A 14032-nucleotide genomic window follows, 5' to 3' on the forward strand; every position below is an offset into this window, starting at 1 on the left:
TCTAGCGCGCGCCAGACGGCTGGGCGGTCGCGGCGGACTTCGCGTCCGTCGAGGAAAGTCCGGGCTCCACGGTGAAAAGGCGGCGGATAACTTCCGCCCGGGGCGACCCGAGGGATAGCGCCACAGAAAGCAAACCTCCGGCCTTGCGAGGCCGGTAAGGGTGAAAGGGTGGGGTAAGAGCCCACCGCGTGCCTGGCAACAGGGACGGCATGGCAAGCCCCGCCTGGAGCAAGACCAAATAGGGACATCGCGCGGGGTTCGCCTCGCGGGGCTCACCGCCTCAGATGTCCGGGTAGGTCGCGAGAACCGGTCAGCAATGGTCGGTCCAGAGGAATGATCGTCGCCGATCCAGGCTTTAAGCCTCGGAGCGGAACAAAACCCGGCTTACAGGCCGTCTGGCATACTTTTTTACTGGGCCTATCGCGCTTCGCGCTGCTTGAGGCCGTTGGGTGGGGCTTCCCGCATCGCCGATGCGGCGGTGGTTTGCGCGTCGCCTTGGTCCGAGTTCGGATTATCCCCGCATTTCAGCGTTCTGGCGGCAGGCCCCCAGGTTTGCAGTCGTTAACCTATTGTCTGTTCAAGGAAGGTTAGAACGCTTCACAGCCTGTGAATACTTCATCTGTTCCGTGTATGTTCCTGCTGTTCGACCGTGCTTAAGTCGTCACACGTCAAAACATGGTTAAATCTTGGCTTCGATCCCATTGAGGCCCATCTGATCCCATGCTATCCCACAATCATGATTTGGGGCTGAGAGGCGGGCGCGGCGGGCGTTCGTCAGGGCATCTAGGGGCGGGCCGAAAGGTTCGATTGGCAGGGCGTGTTTCTCTCGACCTATGAGAAGCAGCTGGACGGCAAGCGCCGTCTCCTCATCCCCAACGACTTCCGCACGACCGAAAACGGCGCAGCCAGCGGCGTCTTCATCTTCCCCTCGATCGAAGCGGACTGCCTGGAAGCGGGCGGCGACCGCCTGTTCGCCGCCTATGCCGAAATGATCGAGGCCCTGCCGTTCGGCTCCGAAGAGCGTTCGGCGCTGGAGTGGCAGGTCATGGGCGAGCAGGTGCGCCTGGCCTACGATTCCGGCGGCCGCATTACCCTGCCCGAAGCGCTGTGCAACGAAGCGGGCCTGGACGACACCGTCGTCATCGTCGGCCTGAATGACCGGTTCCAGATCTGGTCGCGCGAGAAATGGGCGGCCCGCCGCGCCGAGCAGCGCGCCTTGGCCAAGGCCGGCATGGCCCAGATCGGCGCCCTGAAACTGGCGGCACAGATGAAGCTGGCGGGAGGCGGATCGTGACCGACGCCTCCACCAACGCGCCCCACGCCCCCGTCCTGCTGGCCGAGGTGATCGAGGCCCTGGCGCCCGCGCCCGGCGATATCGTGATCGACGCCACCTTCGGCGCCGGCGGCTATACCCGCGCCATCCTGAAGGCCGGCGCCCAGGTCATCGGCCTGGATCGCGATCCGACGGTCCAGCCGCACGCCGACGCCGTCGCCCATGACTTCCCCGGCCAGTTCCAGCTGATCCGCACCCCCTTCTCGGGTCTGGCCCAAGCCTTCGCCGATAGCGGCAAGGCAAAGCTGGACGGCGCCGTCTTCGACATCGGCGTCTCTTCGATGCAGCTGGACCAGGCCGAGCGCGGCTTTTCCTTCATGCGCGACGGGCCGCTGGACATGCGGATGTCCGATGAAGGCGCGACGGCCGCCGACATCGTCAACGGCTGGGACCACGGCTCTCTGGCCCATATCTTCAAACTGTATGGCGAAGAGCGTCAGTCGGGCCGCGTCGCCACCGCCATTCTGCGCCGCCGCGTCGAGCGACCCTTCGACCGCACCCTGGATCTGGCCGAGGTGGTCGAAAAGGCCCTGGGCGGTCGTCGCGGTGCGCCGATCCATCCGGCGACGCGTGTGTTTCAGGCCCTGCGCATCGCGGTGAACGACGAACTGGGCGAACTGGAGCGCGGGCTGGAGGCGGCCGAGGCGACCCTGGCCCCCGGTGGGCGTCTGGCCGTCGTCACCTTCCATTCGCTGGAGGACCGGATCGTCAAGGCCTTCATGACCGAGCGCACGGGCAACAGCCCCGCCGGCTCGCGTCACGCCCCCATGGCCGTCGATCCGCGCAAGCCCAGCTTCACGCTTCAGTTCAAGGGCGCGCGCGAGGCGGGCGACGAAGAGCGTTCGACCAATCCCCGCGCCCGTTCGGCCAAGCTGCGCGCCGCCGTCCGCACCGACGCCCCGGCCTGGGGCAAGATCGGCGGGGGAGCCGCCGCATGACCACGGCGCCCTTCTTCACCTATTCCCGCACCGCCCTTCAGCGCCTGTTCGACTGGAAGGTGCGCGGCGTGCGCTGGATCGAGATCATCGGCGTGGCCCTGGTCGCGATCATGATCGTGTCGGTCTATGCGGCCAAGGCGGCGGCGGCGCGCGAGAGCAGCCGCATCGCCCAGCTGGAACAGGACATCCGCGAGAACGGCCAGCGGGTCCGCCTGCTGCGCGCCGAGGTCGCCCGCCTGGAACAGCCGGCGCGTCTGGAGGCCCTGTCGCGCCAGATCGGCATGGCCCCCGTTGACGTGCATCGCCAGGCCAAGGAAGCCCAGCTGACCGAGCTGAAGCCCGCGCCGGTCCCGGCCGCACCGGCGACCCCCGCCGTCGCCCCCGCTGCGGCTCCCGCCGCAGTTGAAGACGCCGCCCCCGCGCCGGAGCCGGCGCAATGAGCGTTCAGGACCACCGCTATCACCGCCCCGCGCCGGGCGTCGATCTTCAGGGTCGCCTGTCGCCGTTCTGGCGCGGGCTGTCGGAACTGATCTGGCGGCTGGAGCACGGGTTCGAGCGCGCCCGCGCCGACGCGCGTCCGGAAGAGGACACCCGCGTCCGCATCTTCCTGATCCTGATCGTCTTTTCCTGCGTTTTCGGCGCCCTGGCCGTCGGCGCCTCGTACAAGGCCCTGTTCGCAGAGGCGAACGGGCGCGGATCGGGCGTCAATCCGAACGCCCTGGTGCGCGGCGACCTGACGGATCGCAACGGCGAACTGCTGGCCACCAACATCATCCACTACGGCCTCTATATCGACCCGGCCCAGATCTGGGATCGCGACCTGGCCTATCGCCAGCTTCGCCGCGCCGTGCCGCGTATCTCCAGCGAGCGGCTGAAGCGCGTGCTGGCCAGCGATCGTCGCCTGATCGCCCTGACCGGCCTGACGCCCCAGGAAAAGGCCGCCGTCCACGACCTGGCCCTGGGCGGGGTCACGTTCGAACCCGAGGACCGCCGCGCCTATCCGCTGGGAACCTCGGCCGTTCACCTGATCGGCGACGCCGACACGGGCGGGCGAGGCGTGTCCGGCGCCGAGCTGGCCTTCAACGACGAGATCCGTGCGGCGGGCCAGCGGGGCGAAAGCTTCCCCCTGTCCATCGATCTGCGCGTCCAGGGCGTGCTGGAAAACGAACTGGCCGCCGCCGCCATCAAGGCCCAGGCCAAGGGCGCCGTCGGCATCGTCACCGACGTCCAGACCGGCGAGGTCCTGGGCATGGCCAGCTGGCCGACCTTCAACTCGGCCGATCGCAACGCCGCGCCCGACGGCGCCACGCTGAACCGCGCCGTCTCGGGCCACTACGAGATGGGGTCGGTGTTCAAGACCTTCACCGTCGCCGCCGGCCTCGACACCGGCCGGGCCGACATGAACACCCTGTTCGACGCCTCCCAGGCCTTCCAGATCGGCGACCGCAAGATCAAGGACTTCCACGCCCAGAACCGCGTGATGAGCCTGGAAGAGGTCTATCTGCACTCGTCCAACATCGGCACCTCGCAACTGGCGGTGCAGATGGGGCCGGACACGATGCGGGACTATTTCCGCCGCCTGGGCCTGCTGGACGCCTCGACCATCGAGCTGAAGGAATCGGCCAAGCCGGTCGTGCCGCGTCGCTGGGACAACTCGACCCTGGCGTCCCTGTCGTTCGGCTACGGCATCATGATCACCCCGGCCCAGATGGTTCAGGCCATGGGCGCCCTGACCAATGGCGGACGGATGATCCCGCTGTCCCTGCGCAAGGGCGGCGCGCGCGGCGTCCAGCCCCAGCAGGTCGTGACCGAGGAAACCTCGCGCACCATCCTGGACCTGCTGCGTCGCAACGTGGTCAAGGGTTCGGGCGGGTTCGCCGATGCGGCCGGTCTTCGGGTCGGCGGCAAGACGGGCTCGGCCAACAAGCTGGTCAACGGTCGCTACGACCCCAGCCACGCCTTGGGCTCCTTCGCGGCGGTCTTCCCTGTCGACGGCCCTTTGAACGGCAAACGCTACGCCATCCTGATCGTCATGGACGAGCCGGGGACCTATCCCAAGACCGGCGCCTATGTCGCCGCGCCGGCCGTGAAGAACATCGCCGACCGCATCGCCGGCTTCCTGGGCGTGGAGCGCCGCGAGGATCGCTGGCGCACGGCCCTGGGCGAAAAAGTGCCGGAGTATCAGGATGTGGCGGGGGACGGTCTGTGAGCGCCCTTCACCTGTCCGACCTGTTGCGCCGCGACGTGTCCTCGGACCCCATCATCACCGGTGTGACCGCCGACAGCCGCAAGGTCGCCCCCGGCGCCCTGTTCGTCGCCCTGCCGGGCACGGCCGCCGACGGCCGCGCCTTCATCCCGCAGGCCTTGGCGCAAGGCGCCGCTGCGGTGCTGGCCCCGACCGATACGCCGGACGGCGCGGCGCCGGTCCTGGTCACCTCGGGCGACGTGCGCCGGGCCTACGCCATCGCCGCGCGCGGCTTCTACGGCGTCCAGCCCAAGACCTGCGTCGCCGTCACCGGCACCAACGGCAAGACCTCGGTCGCCACCTTCTGCCGCCAGATCTGGGCCGGCGTGGGTCACAAGTCCGCCAGCATGGGCACCCTCGGCGTCATCGGCCAGAAGGGCTCAAAGACCTACGCCCTGACCGGCCCCGGCCTGACCAGCCCCGACGCCGCCGAGGCCGCGCGCCTGATGGCCGAGCTGGCCAGCAAGGACGTGACCCACGTCGCGCTGGAGGCCTCGTCGCACGGCATCGACCAGCGGCGCCTGGACGGCGTGGCGTTGAAGGCCGCCGCCTTCACCAACCTGACCCAGGACCACCTCGATTATCACGGCACGATGGAGGACTATCGCGCCGCCAAGATGCGCCTGTTCGAAACCCTGCTGCCGCGCGGCCGCACCGCCGTGCTGAACGCCGATTCCGACGCCTATTCCGCCTTCGCCTCGGCCTCGATCATGGCGGGCCTGGGCGTGATGGGCGTGGGCGAGCGCGGGCGCGACCTGGCCCTGATCGGCCGTCGCGCGACGCCGGAGGGCCAGCGCCTGACCCTGGACGTGCGCGGCCAGGTGCATGAGATCCTGCTGCCTCTGGCCGGCGCCTTCCAGGCTTCGAACGCCCTGGTTGCGGCGGGCCTTTGCATTGCGGCCGGTGATCCCGCTGACGCCGTGATCGGCGCTCTTGAAGGCCTGACCGGCGCCCAGGGCCGCCTGCAACGGATCGGCGCCAATGACGCCGGACGCGGTGGCGAGGTCTATATCGACTACGCTCACACCCCCGACGGGCTGGAGACGGTTCTGAACGCCCTGCGTCCCCACGCCACCGGCCGGTTGATCGTGGTGTTCGGCGCGGGCGGCGACCGGGATCGCGGCAAGCGGCCGCTGATGGGCGCCATCGCCGGGCGTCTGGCCGATGTCGCCATCGTCACCGACGACAATCCGCGTTCGGAAGATCCCGCCGCTATCCGCGCCCAGGTTCGCGCCGGCTGCGCCGACGCCATCGAGATCGGCGATCGTCGCGCCGCCATCGAGGCCGCCGTCGAAATGATGCGTGATGGGGATGTGGTGATCATCGCCGGAAAAGGGCATGAACAGGGTCAGATCGTCGCGGGCGTGACCCACCCCTTCGACGACGCCACCGTCGCGTCCGAGGCCCTGTCGTTGAATGCCTGATACATCCGCCCGCCCACTCTGGACGGCCGCCGAAGTCGCCGCCGCCACGGGCGGCGTGCTTCATGGCGACGACCGCCCGATCACGGGCGTGACCTACAACAGCCGTGAGATCGGCCCCGGCGACCTGTTCCTGGCGCTGAAGGGCGCGCGAGACGGGCATGAGTTCGCAGGTGACGCCTTCGCCGCCGGCGCCGCGACCGCCTTGGTCGAACACGCCGTCGAGGGCGGCGCCTATGTCGTCGTCCCCGATGCGCTGCACGGCTTGGAGTCCCTGGGCGTCGCCGCCCGCGAGCGCGCGCCCCATGTCAAACGCGGCGCCGTCACCGGCAGCGTCGGCAAGACCAGCGTCACCCAGGCCATCAAGGCCGGCCTCGACCTCGCCGGTCCCGCGCATGGCTCGATCAAGAGCTACAACAACCACATCGGCGTGCCCCTGACCCTGGCACGGATGCTGGTCCAGACCCAGCGCGCCGTGTTCGAGATCGGCATGAATGCGCCCGGCGAGATCGCGCCCCTGTCGCGCTTCGTCGCCCCCCACGCCGCCTGCGTCACCACCGTCGGCCCGGTCCATATCGAAGCCTTCTCCGACGGCGAGGCCGGCGTTGCGCGTGAAAAAGCCTCCATCTTCCAGGGTCTGGTTCCCGGCGGCGCGGCCGTAGCGAACGGCGACGTCGCCTTCTCCGATGTCCTGTGCGACGCGGCCAGGTCCGTCGGCGCGCGCCTGCTGACGTTCGGCACGGACGCCGGCCATGACGCCCGCCTGCTTGACTTCCGCCCCGATGCGGAAGGGGCGTCGGTCGCCGCCGAACTGTTCGGGCAGCGGATCGACTATCGCCTGGCCCAGTCCGGCGCCCACTGGGGCCTGAACAGCCTGTGCGTCCTGTTGATGCTCGACGCGCTGGACGTGTCGCTGGACACGGGCCTTGAGGCTCTGGCGGGTTTCCAGCCCCTGGCGGGACGCGGCCAGACCCGCACCGTCACCCTGGCCGACGGCGCCTTCACCCTGATCGACGAAAGCTACAACGCCAATCCGCTGTCGATGGCCGCCGGGTTCAAGACCCTGGGCGCCCGCACGACCTCGGGGCGCCGCGTCGTGGTGCTGACCGACATGCTGGAACTGGGCGACCAGAGCCGCGATCTGCACGAAGGCCTCGCTGCCCCCATCGACTCGGCCGGTCTGGACTTGGTCCACGTCGCCGGTCCCGAGATGCGCTGGCTCTATGACGCCCTGCCGGTCTCGCGACGCGGCGTCTGGCGCGCGACGGCGGCGGAACTGGCGGCCGAGGCGGTCATGCTGGTCGCGCCCGGCGACGTCGTCATGGTCAAGGGCTCGAACGGGTCCAAGGCGTCGCTGGTGGCCAAGGCTCTGGCCGATCTGCAAGGCCGCGACATGCCGCCCGCGACGCGATAGGGAAGCCGAATGTTCTATCTGCTGTATCTCTATTACGCCGACGTGGCGGACCAGTACCCGCTGCTGAACCTGGTCCAGTACCAGACCGTGCGCGTCGCCCTGGCCATGGCCACGGCCATGATCGTCGCCGTCGCCATGGGCAGCCGCTTCATCAACTGGATCCGCACCAAACAGGGCCGGGGCCAGCCGATCCGCGACGACGGCCCCGTTTCGCACCTGTCCAAGGTCGGCACCCCCACCATGGGCGGGCTGATGATCCTGGCCGGCATCGGCGTGGCGGTCTTCCTGTGGGGCGATCTGACCAACCCCTACATCTGGATCGTCAGCTTCGTGACGGCGGCCTTCGGCGTGCTGGGCTTCATCGACGACTACGCCAAGGTGACCAAACAGACCTCGGCCGGCCTGACCTCGAAGCAGAAGCTGCTGGCCCAGACGGTCGTCGCCGTCGTCGCCGGCGTCCTGACCGTGCTGTGGATGACGGTCTCGCCGACCTCGCCGGGTCTTGAGACCTCGATCGCGTTTCCGTTCTTCAAGGCCGTGCTGCTGAACGTCGGCTGGTTCTATGTGGCGTTCGCGGCCTTCACCATCGTCGGCTTCTCCAATGCGGTGAACCTGACCGACGGGCTGGACGGCCTGGCGACCGTGCCGGTGATGATGGCGGCGGGCGCGTTCGGCGTGATCAGCTACCTCGCCGGCAACTTCGTCTTCGCCCAGTATCTTCAGGTCCACCACGTGCCAGGCGCGGGCGAACTGGCCATCTTCTGCGCGGCCATGATCGGCGGCGGCGCGGGCTTCCTCTGGTACAACGCCCCCCCGGCCAAGATCTTCATGGGCGACACCGGTTCGTTGGCCCTGGGCGGCGCCCTGGGCGCCATCGCCGTCACCACCAAGCACGAGCTGGTTCTGGGCATCGTCGGCGGCCTGTTCGTCGCCGAGGCCGCCTCGGTCATGATCCAGGTCGGCTATTACAAGCTGACCAAGAAACGCATCTTCCTGATGGCGCCGGTCCACCACCATTTCGAGAAGATGGGCTGGCCGGAATCCACCGTCGTCATCCGCTTCTGGATCATCGCCGGCGCCCTGGCCCTGCTGGGCCTGTCCACGCTGAAGCTGCGCTGATCCGATGATCCCCGTTCCCGGCTTTGAAGGCAGGCGGGTCGCGGTCTTCGGCCTGGGACGGTCGGGGATCACGGCCGCGCGCGCGCTCCAGGCCGGGGGCGCGATCCCCATCCTGTGGGACGACAGCGCGGCGGGCCGGATGCAGGCCGAGGCCGAAGGCTTCGCGGTCGAAGACCTGACCACGGCCGACTGGTCAGCCTTCGCCGCCCTTGTCCTGTCGCCCGGCGCGCCCCTGACCCATCCCAAACCGCACTGGAGCGTCGACAAGGCGCGCGAGGCCGGCGTGCCCGTCATTGGCGACGTCGAACTGTTCGCCCGCGCCCTGGCCGCCCTGCCGAAAGACCAGCGTCCCCGCGTCGTCGCGATCACCGGCACCAATGGCAAGTCCACGACAACCGCCCTGATCGGCTGGGTGCTGAAGTCGGCCGGTCTGACGGTCCATGTCGGCGGCAACATCGGCATCGGCGTCCTGGCCCTGCCCGAACCGACGCCCGACGCCGTCTATGTGATCGAGGTCTCCAGCTACCAGCTGGACCTGACCACCACCTTCGCCCCCGATGTCGCCATCCTGACCAACATCTCGCCCGACCATCTCGACCGTCATGGCGGAATGGAGGGCTATGTCGCGGCCAAGCGCCGAATATTCCAGAACCTAGACGATAAGGATTTGGCGTTGGTCGGCATAGACGATGATTGGGGATTGGACCTTTCGCGGGAGATCGTCTCCGACGGATGGCCAATTCTTGAGATCGCCACGACGCCGAACAGGTCGGGGAGAATCATCGCCTCTGGTTGTGTGCTGACGAAGGACGGCGAACCGATCGCCGACCTCTCCGCCGCCCGCTCGCTGCCCGGCCGTCACAACGCCCAGAACGCCGCCTTCGCCTATGCGACCGCCCGCGCCCTGGGCGTCTCCCACGACGCCGCCGTCGCCGGCCTGCTGTCCTTCCCGGGCCTGGCCCACCGCATGGAGGCCGTCGGCCGCCTCGGCCCGGTCCGCTTCATCAACGATTCCAAGGCCACCAACGCCGATGCCGCGCGTCAGGCCCTGTCTTCCTACCCCTCCGTCTTCTGGATCGCGGGCGGCGTGCCAAAGGCCGGCGGCATCGACGACCTGGTCGACCTCTTCCCACGCGTGACCAGGGCCTATCTGATCGGAGAGGCGGCCGAGGCCTTCGCCGCGACGCTGGCCGACGCCCCCCACGTCATTTCCCGAACCCTGGACGCCGCCGTGGCCGCAGCCGCCGCCGACGCCGCATCCGCCGGCGGAGAACAGATCGTCCTGTTGTCCCCCGCCTGCGCCAGCTTCGACCAGTATCCAGACTTCGAGGCGCGCGGCGAGGCCTTCCGCGCCGCCGTCCTGGCCCTCGGGGCCGTCCCGGAAACGGCGTCATGAGCGCCCCCTACACCCCCGCCTTCTCGCGCAACGACCAGAGCCACGTCGCCCAGTGGTTCTGGACCGTGGATCGCGGCCTGCTGGGCGCCGCACTGGCGCTGATGGGCTTGGGGGTGGCGCTCAGCTTCGCCTCCAGTCCGGCCGCCATCCTCGCCGATGAATCGATCACCGACCCCTTCCACTATTCCTGGCGCATGATGGTCTTCTCGGGCCTTGGCCTGAGCCTGATGCTGACCAGTTCGCTGCTGTCGCCGCGCGGGGTGCGCCGCATCGCGGTCCTGGCCCTGTTCGGCGCCATCCTGGTCATGATGGCCCTGCCGTTCATAGGCGACACGGTGAAGGGGGCCGCCCGCTGGGTGAACTTCGGCCCGTTCAGCCTGCAGCCGTCCGAGTTCGCCAAGCCCGGCCTGATCGTTTTCGCGGCCTGGATGTTCGCCGAGGCGCAGAAGGGGCAGGGGGTGCCCGGCGTCACCATCGCCTTCGGCTTCTACGCCCTGACCGTGTCCCTGCTGCTGATCCAGCCCGACATCGGCCAGACCCTGTTGATCACCACCACCTTCATGGCCGTCTTCTTCATGGCGGGCGTGCCGTTCAAGTGGATGGCGGTCTTGGCAAGCGCCGGCATGGCGGGACTGGTGTCGCTGTATTTCGTCTTCGGCCACATGCGCGACCGCCTCAGCCGCTTCTTCTCGCCCGAGACCACCGACACCCACCAGATCGATAGCGCGTCCGAGGCCATCCGCGCCGGCGGCCTGCTGGGTCGCGGCATCGGCGAGGGCGTGATGAAGCGCCGCGTGCCGGACCTGCACACCGACTTCATCTACTCCGTCGGCGCCGAGGAGTTCGGCCTGATCCTCAGCCTGATCATGATCGGCCTCTACGCCTTCATCGTCATCCGGGGCATGCGCCGGGCGATGAAGCTGACCGACCCGTTTGAGCAGACGGCGGCGGCGGGCCTGTTCATGCTGATCGGCTTGCAGGCCTGCATCAATGTGGCGGTGAACCTGAACCTGATCCCGACCAAGGGCATGACATTGCCCTTCATCAGCTACGGCGGCTCGTCCATGCTGGCCATGGGCCTGACCATGGGCTTCGCCCTGGCCCTGACCCGCCGCCGCCCCGGCGCCTACGAACCGGGCGCCAGCCTGCCGGGAAGACGGCGGCGGTTGCTTTAACCCCACCCATCTTTCGTCATCCTCCGGCGCGAAGCGACCGGGGGACCCAGCGGCGCGCGAGAGCGCGACCCGAAGGGCGGCGCGTAGCAGCCAACCTGTCGCGGACACCACTTTCAAGAACCGCGGCGGACGCATCGCCTTCGGCGCCGCTGGGTCCCCCGGTCTCCTACGCTCGCGGGAGGATGACGAAAGAGGGGGGGCATCTGACGTTGTTCAAAACAAACACTCGAACGATCCCAACCGCTTAACACCGACCAGCCGCTTTCTCCTGCCCACACCCCAAAACCGTGCGATGCTGTCGCCGACCGTTCCGCCCCCCGACCGCTCGCCGACGATTTCAGACGAAGTGCACTAATTACACCCTGTTTTTCGCGCCCCCGCCGTCTGAATTTCAGACGAATTGCACTATTTAGACCCTCTTTTTTCGGAGCCCGCCCCATGACCAAGCTCTGCGTCGTCGCCGCCGGCGGCACCGGCGGCCATATGTTCCCGGCCGAGGCCCTGGCGCGCGAGTTGGCGGCGCGGGGCTGGCGCGTGGTGCTGGCGACCGATCATCGGGGCGAGCAATACGCCCACGCCTTCCCGGCCGAAGAGCGGCTGGCGCTGGACGCCGCCACCGGCTCGGGTCCGCTGGGCCTGATCAAGGCGGGGGTCGCCATCTTCAAGGGCGTGGTCCAGGCGCGGACGGCCTTCGACCGGCTGGGCGCCGACGTGGTCGTGGGCTTTGGCGGCTATCCGTCCGCGCCGGCTCTGGTCGCCGCCGTCACGTCTCAGCGCCCGACCGTGATCCATGAGCAGAACGCGGTCCTGGGCCGCACCAACCGTATCCTGGCCCCCTATGTCGGCCAGGTCGCCTCGTCCTTCCCGACGCTGGAACGGGCGCCGGCCAAGGTCCAGGGTCGCTCGCATGTCGTCGGCTCGCCTGTGCGCGCCGAAATCCGCGCCCTGTTCGACCGCCCCTATGTCGCCCCCGCCGGCGACGGCCCCATCCATGTGCTGGTGACCGGTGGCAGCCAGGGCGCCCGCATCCTGTCCGAGACCACGCCTCGGGCTTTGGCCGCATTGCCCGAGGCCCTGCGCCGTCGCCTGAAGGTGCAGCAGCAGTCGCGGCCCGAGACGCTGGAGGCCGCGCGCCAGATCTATCTGGAGGCCGGGATCGAGGCCGAGGTCGCCCCCTTCTTCCGCGACATGGCCGAGCGGCTGTCTAGGGCGCATCTGGTGGTGGGCCGTTCCGGCGCCTCGACCTGCGCCGAACTGGCGGTCGCGGCCCTGCCGTCCGTCCTGATCCCGCTGAAGATCGCCACCGACGACCACCAGCGCCTGAACGCCAAGGCCCTGACCAATGCCGGCGCGGCCGAGGTCATTCTGGAAGACGACCTGACCGTCGACCGCCTGGCCTCGGCCCTGACCGCCGTCCTGTCCGATCCGACGCGCCTGTCCGCCATGTCCGCCGCCGCCCGCTCCGTCGCCATCCCCGACGCCGCCCAGCGCCTGGCCGACCTGGTCGAGGCGACGGCGGGGCGGTGACATCTTGTCTCCTCCCCACTTGTGGGGAGGGGGACCGCGAAGCGGTGGAGGGGCTCTTGAAGTCCCACAGGCGCTTGCGATGAGGTCAGAACCCCTCCGTCACGGCGCAAGATGCGCCGCGCCACCTCCCCATCGCTTCGCGATAGGGAGGAGACCTCAACCCTCTCGGACCTGATGCGTTAGGAAGCCCATGCCTCCCGAAATCATCGCCGTCACCCGCCAGATCCGCGCCCTGTGGCACCGGTTCGACTGGCTGCCCGAATGGGCGGTCGTCATCCTGGTCCTGCTGGTCTTCGTCGGCGGCGGCTGGCTGACGCACAAGATCGTCTTCGCCATCCTGCGCCGGGTGGTCAGGAACAAGGACGTCTTCTGGCGCGGCGTGGTCGAGCGCGCCCGGATCAAGCTGCGCGTGCTGATCATCATCATCGGCATCGGCATCGGCGTGACCGTCTCGCCCATGGATCCCGGCCCGTCCCAGGACATCCGCAACATTCTTCAGTTCCTGTTCGTCCTGACCCTGGGCTGGCTGGCGTCAGGCATGCTGGACATGTGGTCGGTGATGCACCTCAAGCGGTACAATATCGCCGTCGAGGACAATCTGCTGGCCCGCAAACACCTGACCCAGACCCGCATCCTGCAGCGGGTGGCCAAGGTCGTCCTGTTCATCGTCACCGTCGGTCTGGCCCTGATGACCATCGCCGGCTTCCGTCAGTGGGGCGTCAGCCTGCTGGCCTCGGCCGGGGTTGTCGGCATAATCGCCGGTCTGGCGCTTCAGCCCATCCTGACCAACATGGTCGCCGGCATCCAGATCGCCCTGACCCAGCCCATCCGCCTGGATGACGCCGTCATCGTCGAGAACGAGTGGGGCAATGTAGAGGAGATCACGGCGACCTATGTGGTGGTCAAGCTGTGGGACTGGCGCCGGATGGTGCTGCCCCTGTCCTATTTCATCACCACGCCGTTCCAGAACTGGACGCGCGAGAACGCCCGCCTGATCGGCGTGGCCTTCTTCTACGTCGATTACGAGGCGCCGATCGACAAGTTGCGCACCGCCTACGAGGGCATCGTCAAGGCCTCCAAACACTGGGACGGCGACGTCCAGGTGATGCAGGTGACCGACATCACCGAACGCGTGCTTCAGGTTCGCTGCCTGGCCAGCGCCCGCTCGGCCGGCATCGCCTTCGACCTGCGCTGCGAGATCCGCGAGAAGCTGATGGCCTTCATGCGCGACGACTGCCGCGAGGCCCTGCCGCGCGATCGCATCGAATGGCCGCAAGGGGAAGATAGGTCTGCATCTCTCCCTCCCCGTACCGGGGAGGGTGGCTGAGCGGAGCGAAGCCGGGTGGGAAGGGCAGGGCGACGTCCCACTGACCTTTCTGCATCAGGCAGTTGCGTCCCTGCCGGGCCGCCCCCACCCCGTCGCTGCGCGACGACCCTCCCCGGAGCGGGGAGGGAGAGCTGTTG

11 protein-coding genes and 1 other RNA gene are annotated in these 14032 nt (G+C 68.5%); all 12 read left to right on the forward strand.

Translation table 11 applies throughout. The features are described from left to right. Positions 1-11: 11 nt before the first annotated feature. The 12 genes from rnpB (at position 12) to EGY25_RS10825 (ending at position 13895) form a co-directional block, all read left to right on the forward strand. An RNA gene (gene rnpB, locus EGY25_RS10770) (RNase P RNA component class A) lies at positions 12-403 on the forward strand. A 414-nt stretch (positions 404-817) separates the two neighbouring features. Further along, positions 818-1294: a division/cell wall cluster transcriptional repressor MraZ gene (locus EGY25_RS10775; protein WP_135194963.1), complete on the forward strand. Its 477-nt coding sequence runs from the start codon at positions 818-820 to the stop codon at positions 1292-1294. Beyond that, positions 1291-2271: a 16S rRNA (cytosine(1402)-N(4))-methyltransferase RsmH gene (gene rsmH / locus EGY25_RS10780; RefSeq protein WP_135194964.1), complete on the forward strand. Its 981-nt coding sequence runs from the start codon at positions 1291-1293 to the stop codon at positions 2269-2271. Before EGY25_RS10775 ends, rsmH begins: the two co-directional genes overlap by 4 nt. Further along, a complete protein-coding gene (ftsL, locus tag EGY25_RS10785) occupies positions 2268-2711 on the forward strand; it encodes a cell division protein FtsL (RefSeq protein ID WP_135194965.1) in 444 nt (147 codons plus the stop codon). Before rsmH ends, ftsL begins: the two co-directional genes overlap by 4 nt. Next, on the forward strand, positions 2708-4480 hold the full coding sequence (locus EGY25_RS10790) for a peptidoglycan D,D-transpeptidase FtsI family protein (RefSeq protein ID WP_135194966.1): 1773 nt from the start codon (positions 2708-2710) through the stop codon (positions 4478-4480). Before ftsL ends, EGY25_RS10790 begins: the two co-directional genes overlap by 4 nt. Then, positions 4477-5940 carry a UDP-N-acetylmuramoyl-L-alanyl-D-glutamate--2,6-diaminopimelate ligase gene (locus tag EGY25_RS10795; RefSeq protein WP_135194967.1) on the forward strand — a complete coding sequence of 488 codons (1464 nt, stop codon included), beginning with the start codon at positions 4477-4479 and terminating at the stop codon, positions 5938-5940. The genes EGY25_RS10790 and EGY25_RS10795 overlap by 4 nt, the downstream gene beginning before the upstream one ends. Then, the gene (locus EGY25_RS10800; RefSeq protein ID WP_135194968.1) at positions 5933-7351 is read left to right on the forward strand and encodes a UDP-N-acetylmuramoyl-tripeptide--D-alanyl-D-alanine ligase; all 1419 of its coding nucleotides are present in this window, start codon (positions 5933-5935) and stop codon (positions 7349-7351) included. The genes EGY25_RS10795 and EGY25_RS10800 overlap by 8 nt, the downstream gene beginning before the upstream one ends. A 9-nt stretch (positions 7352-7360) precedes the next feature. Beyond that, positions 7361-8470: a phospho-N-acetylmuramoyl-pentapeptide-transferase gene (gene mraY, locus EGY25_RS10805; RefSeq protein WP_135194969.1), complete on the forward strand. Its 1110-nt coding sequence runs from the start codon at positions 7361-7363 to the stop codon at positions 8468-8470. 4 nt (positions 8471-8474) lie between these two features. Further along, positions 8475-9866, forward strand: coding sequence for a UDP-N-acetylmuramoyl-L-alanine--D-glutamate ligase (gene murD / locus EGY25_RS10810; protein WP_135194970.1), 1392 nt, complete (start codon positions 8475-8477; stop codon positions 9864-9866). Further along, positions 9863-11041, forward strand: coding sequence for a peptidoglycan glycosyltransferase FtsW (locus EGY25_RS10815; protein WP_135194971.1), 1179 nt, complete (start codon positions 9863-9865; stop codon positions 11039-11041). The genes murD and EGY25_RS10815 overlap by 4 nt, the downstream gene beginning before the upstream one ends. A gap of 438 nt (positions 11042-11479) precedes the next feature. Next, a complete protein-coding gene (murG, locus tag EGY25_RS10820) occupies positions 11480-12568 on the forward strand; it encodes an undecaprenyldiphospho-muramoylpentapeptide beta-N-acetylglucosaminyltransferase (protein WP_135194972.1) in 1089 nt (362 codons plus the stop codon). Between the two features lie 190 nt (positions 12569-12758). Next, a complete protein-coding gene (locus EGY25_RS10825; RefSeq protein WP_135194973.1) occupies positions 12759-13895 on the forward strand; it encodes a mechanosensitive ion channel family protein in 1137 nt (378 codons plus the stop codon). Positions 13896-14032 lie beyond the last annotated feature (137 nt).

The sequence above is a fragment of the Brevundimonas intermedia genome (genome assembly GCF_004614235.1).
Classification (GTDB): Bacteria; Pseudomonadota; Alphaproteobacteria; order Caulobacterales; family Caulobacteraceae; genus Brevundimonas; species Brevundimonas intermedia_A.

What these genes read in the sequence shown, in the direction of transcription:
- ftsL (WP_135194965.1), top strand. Translation starts at nt 2,268, where the DNA reads ATGACCACGGCGCCCTTCTTCACCTATTCCCGCACCGCCCTTCAGCGC.
- EGY25_RS10800 (WP_135194968.1), top strand. Translation starts at nt 5,933, where the DNA reads ATGCCTGATACATCCGCCCGCCCACTCTGGACGGCCGCCGAAGTCGCC.
- EGY25_RS10815 (WP_135194971.1), top strand. Translation starts at nt 9,863, where the DNA reads ATGAGCGCCCCCTACACCCCCGCCTTCTCGCGCAACGACCAGAGCCAC.
- mraY (WP_135194969.1), top strand. Translation starts at nt 7,361, where the DNA reads ATGTTCTATCTGCTGTATCTCTATTACGCCGACGTGGCGGACCAGTAC.
- EGY25_RS10825 (WP_135194973.1), top strand. Translation starts at nt 12,759, where the DNA reads ATGCCTCCCGAAATCATCGCCGTCACCCGCCAGATCCGCGCCCTGTGG.
- murD (WP_135194970.1), top strand. Translation starts at nt 8,475, where the DNA reads ATGATCCCCGTTCCCGGCTTTGAAGGCAGGCGGGTCGCGGTCTTCGGC.
- EGY25_RS10790 (WP_135194966.1), top strand. Translation starts at nt 2,708, where the DNA reads ATGAGCGTTCAGGACCACCGCTATCACCGCCCCGCGCCGGGCGTCGAT.
- murG (WP_135194972.1), top strand. Translation starts at nt 11,480, where the DNA reads ATGACCAAGCTCTGCGTCGTCGCCGCCGGCGGCACCGGCGGCCATATG.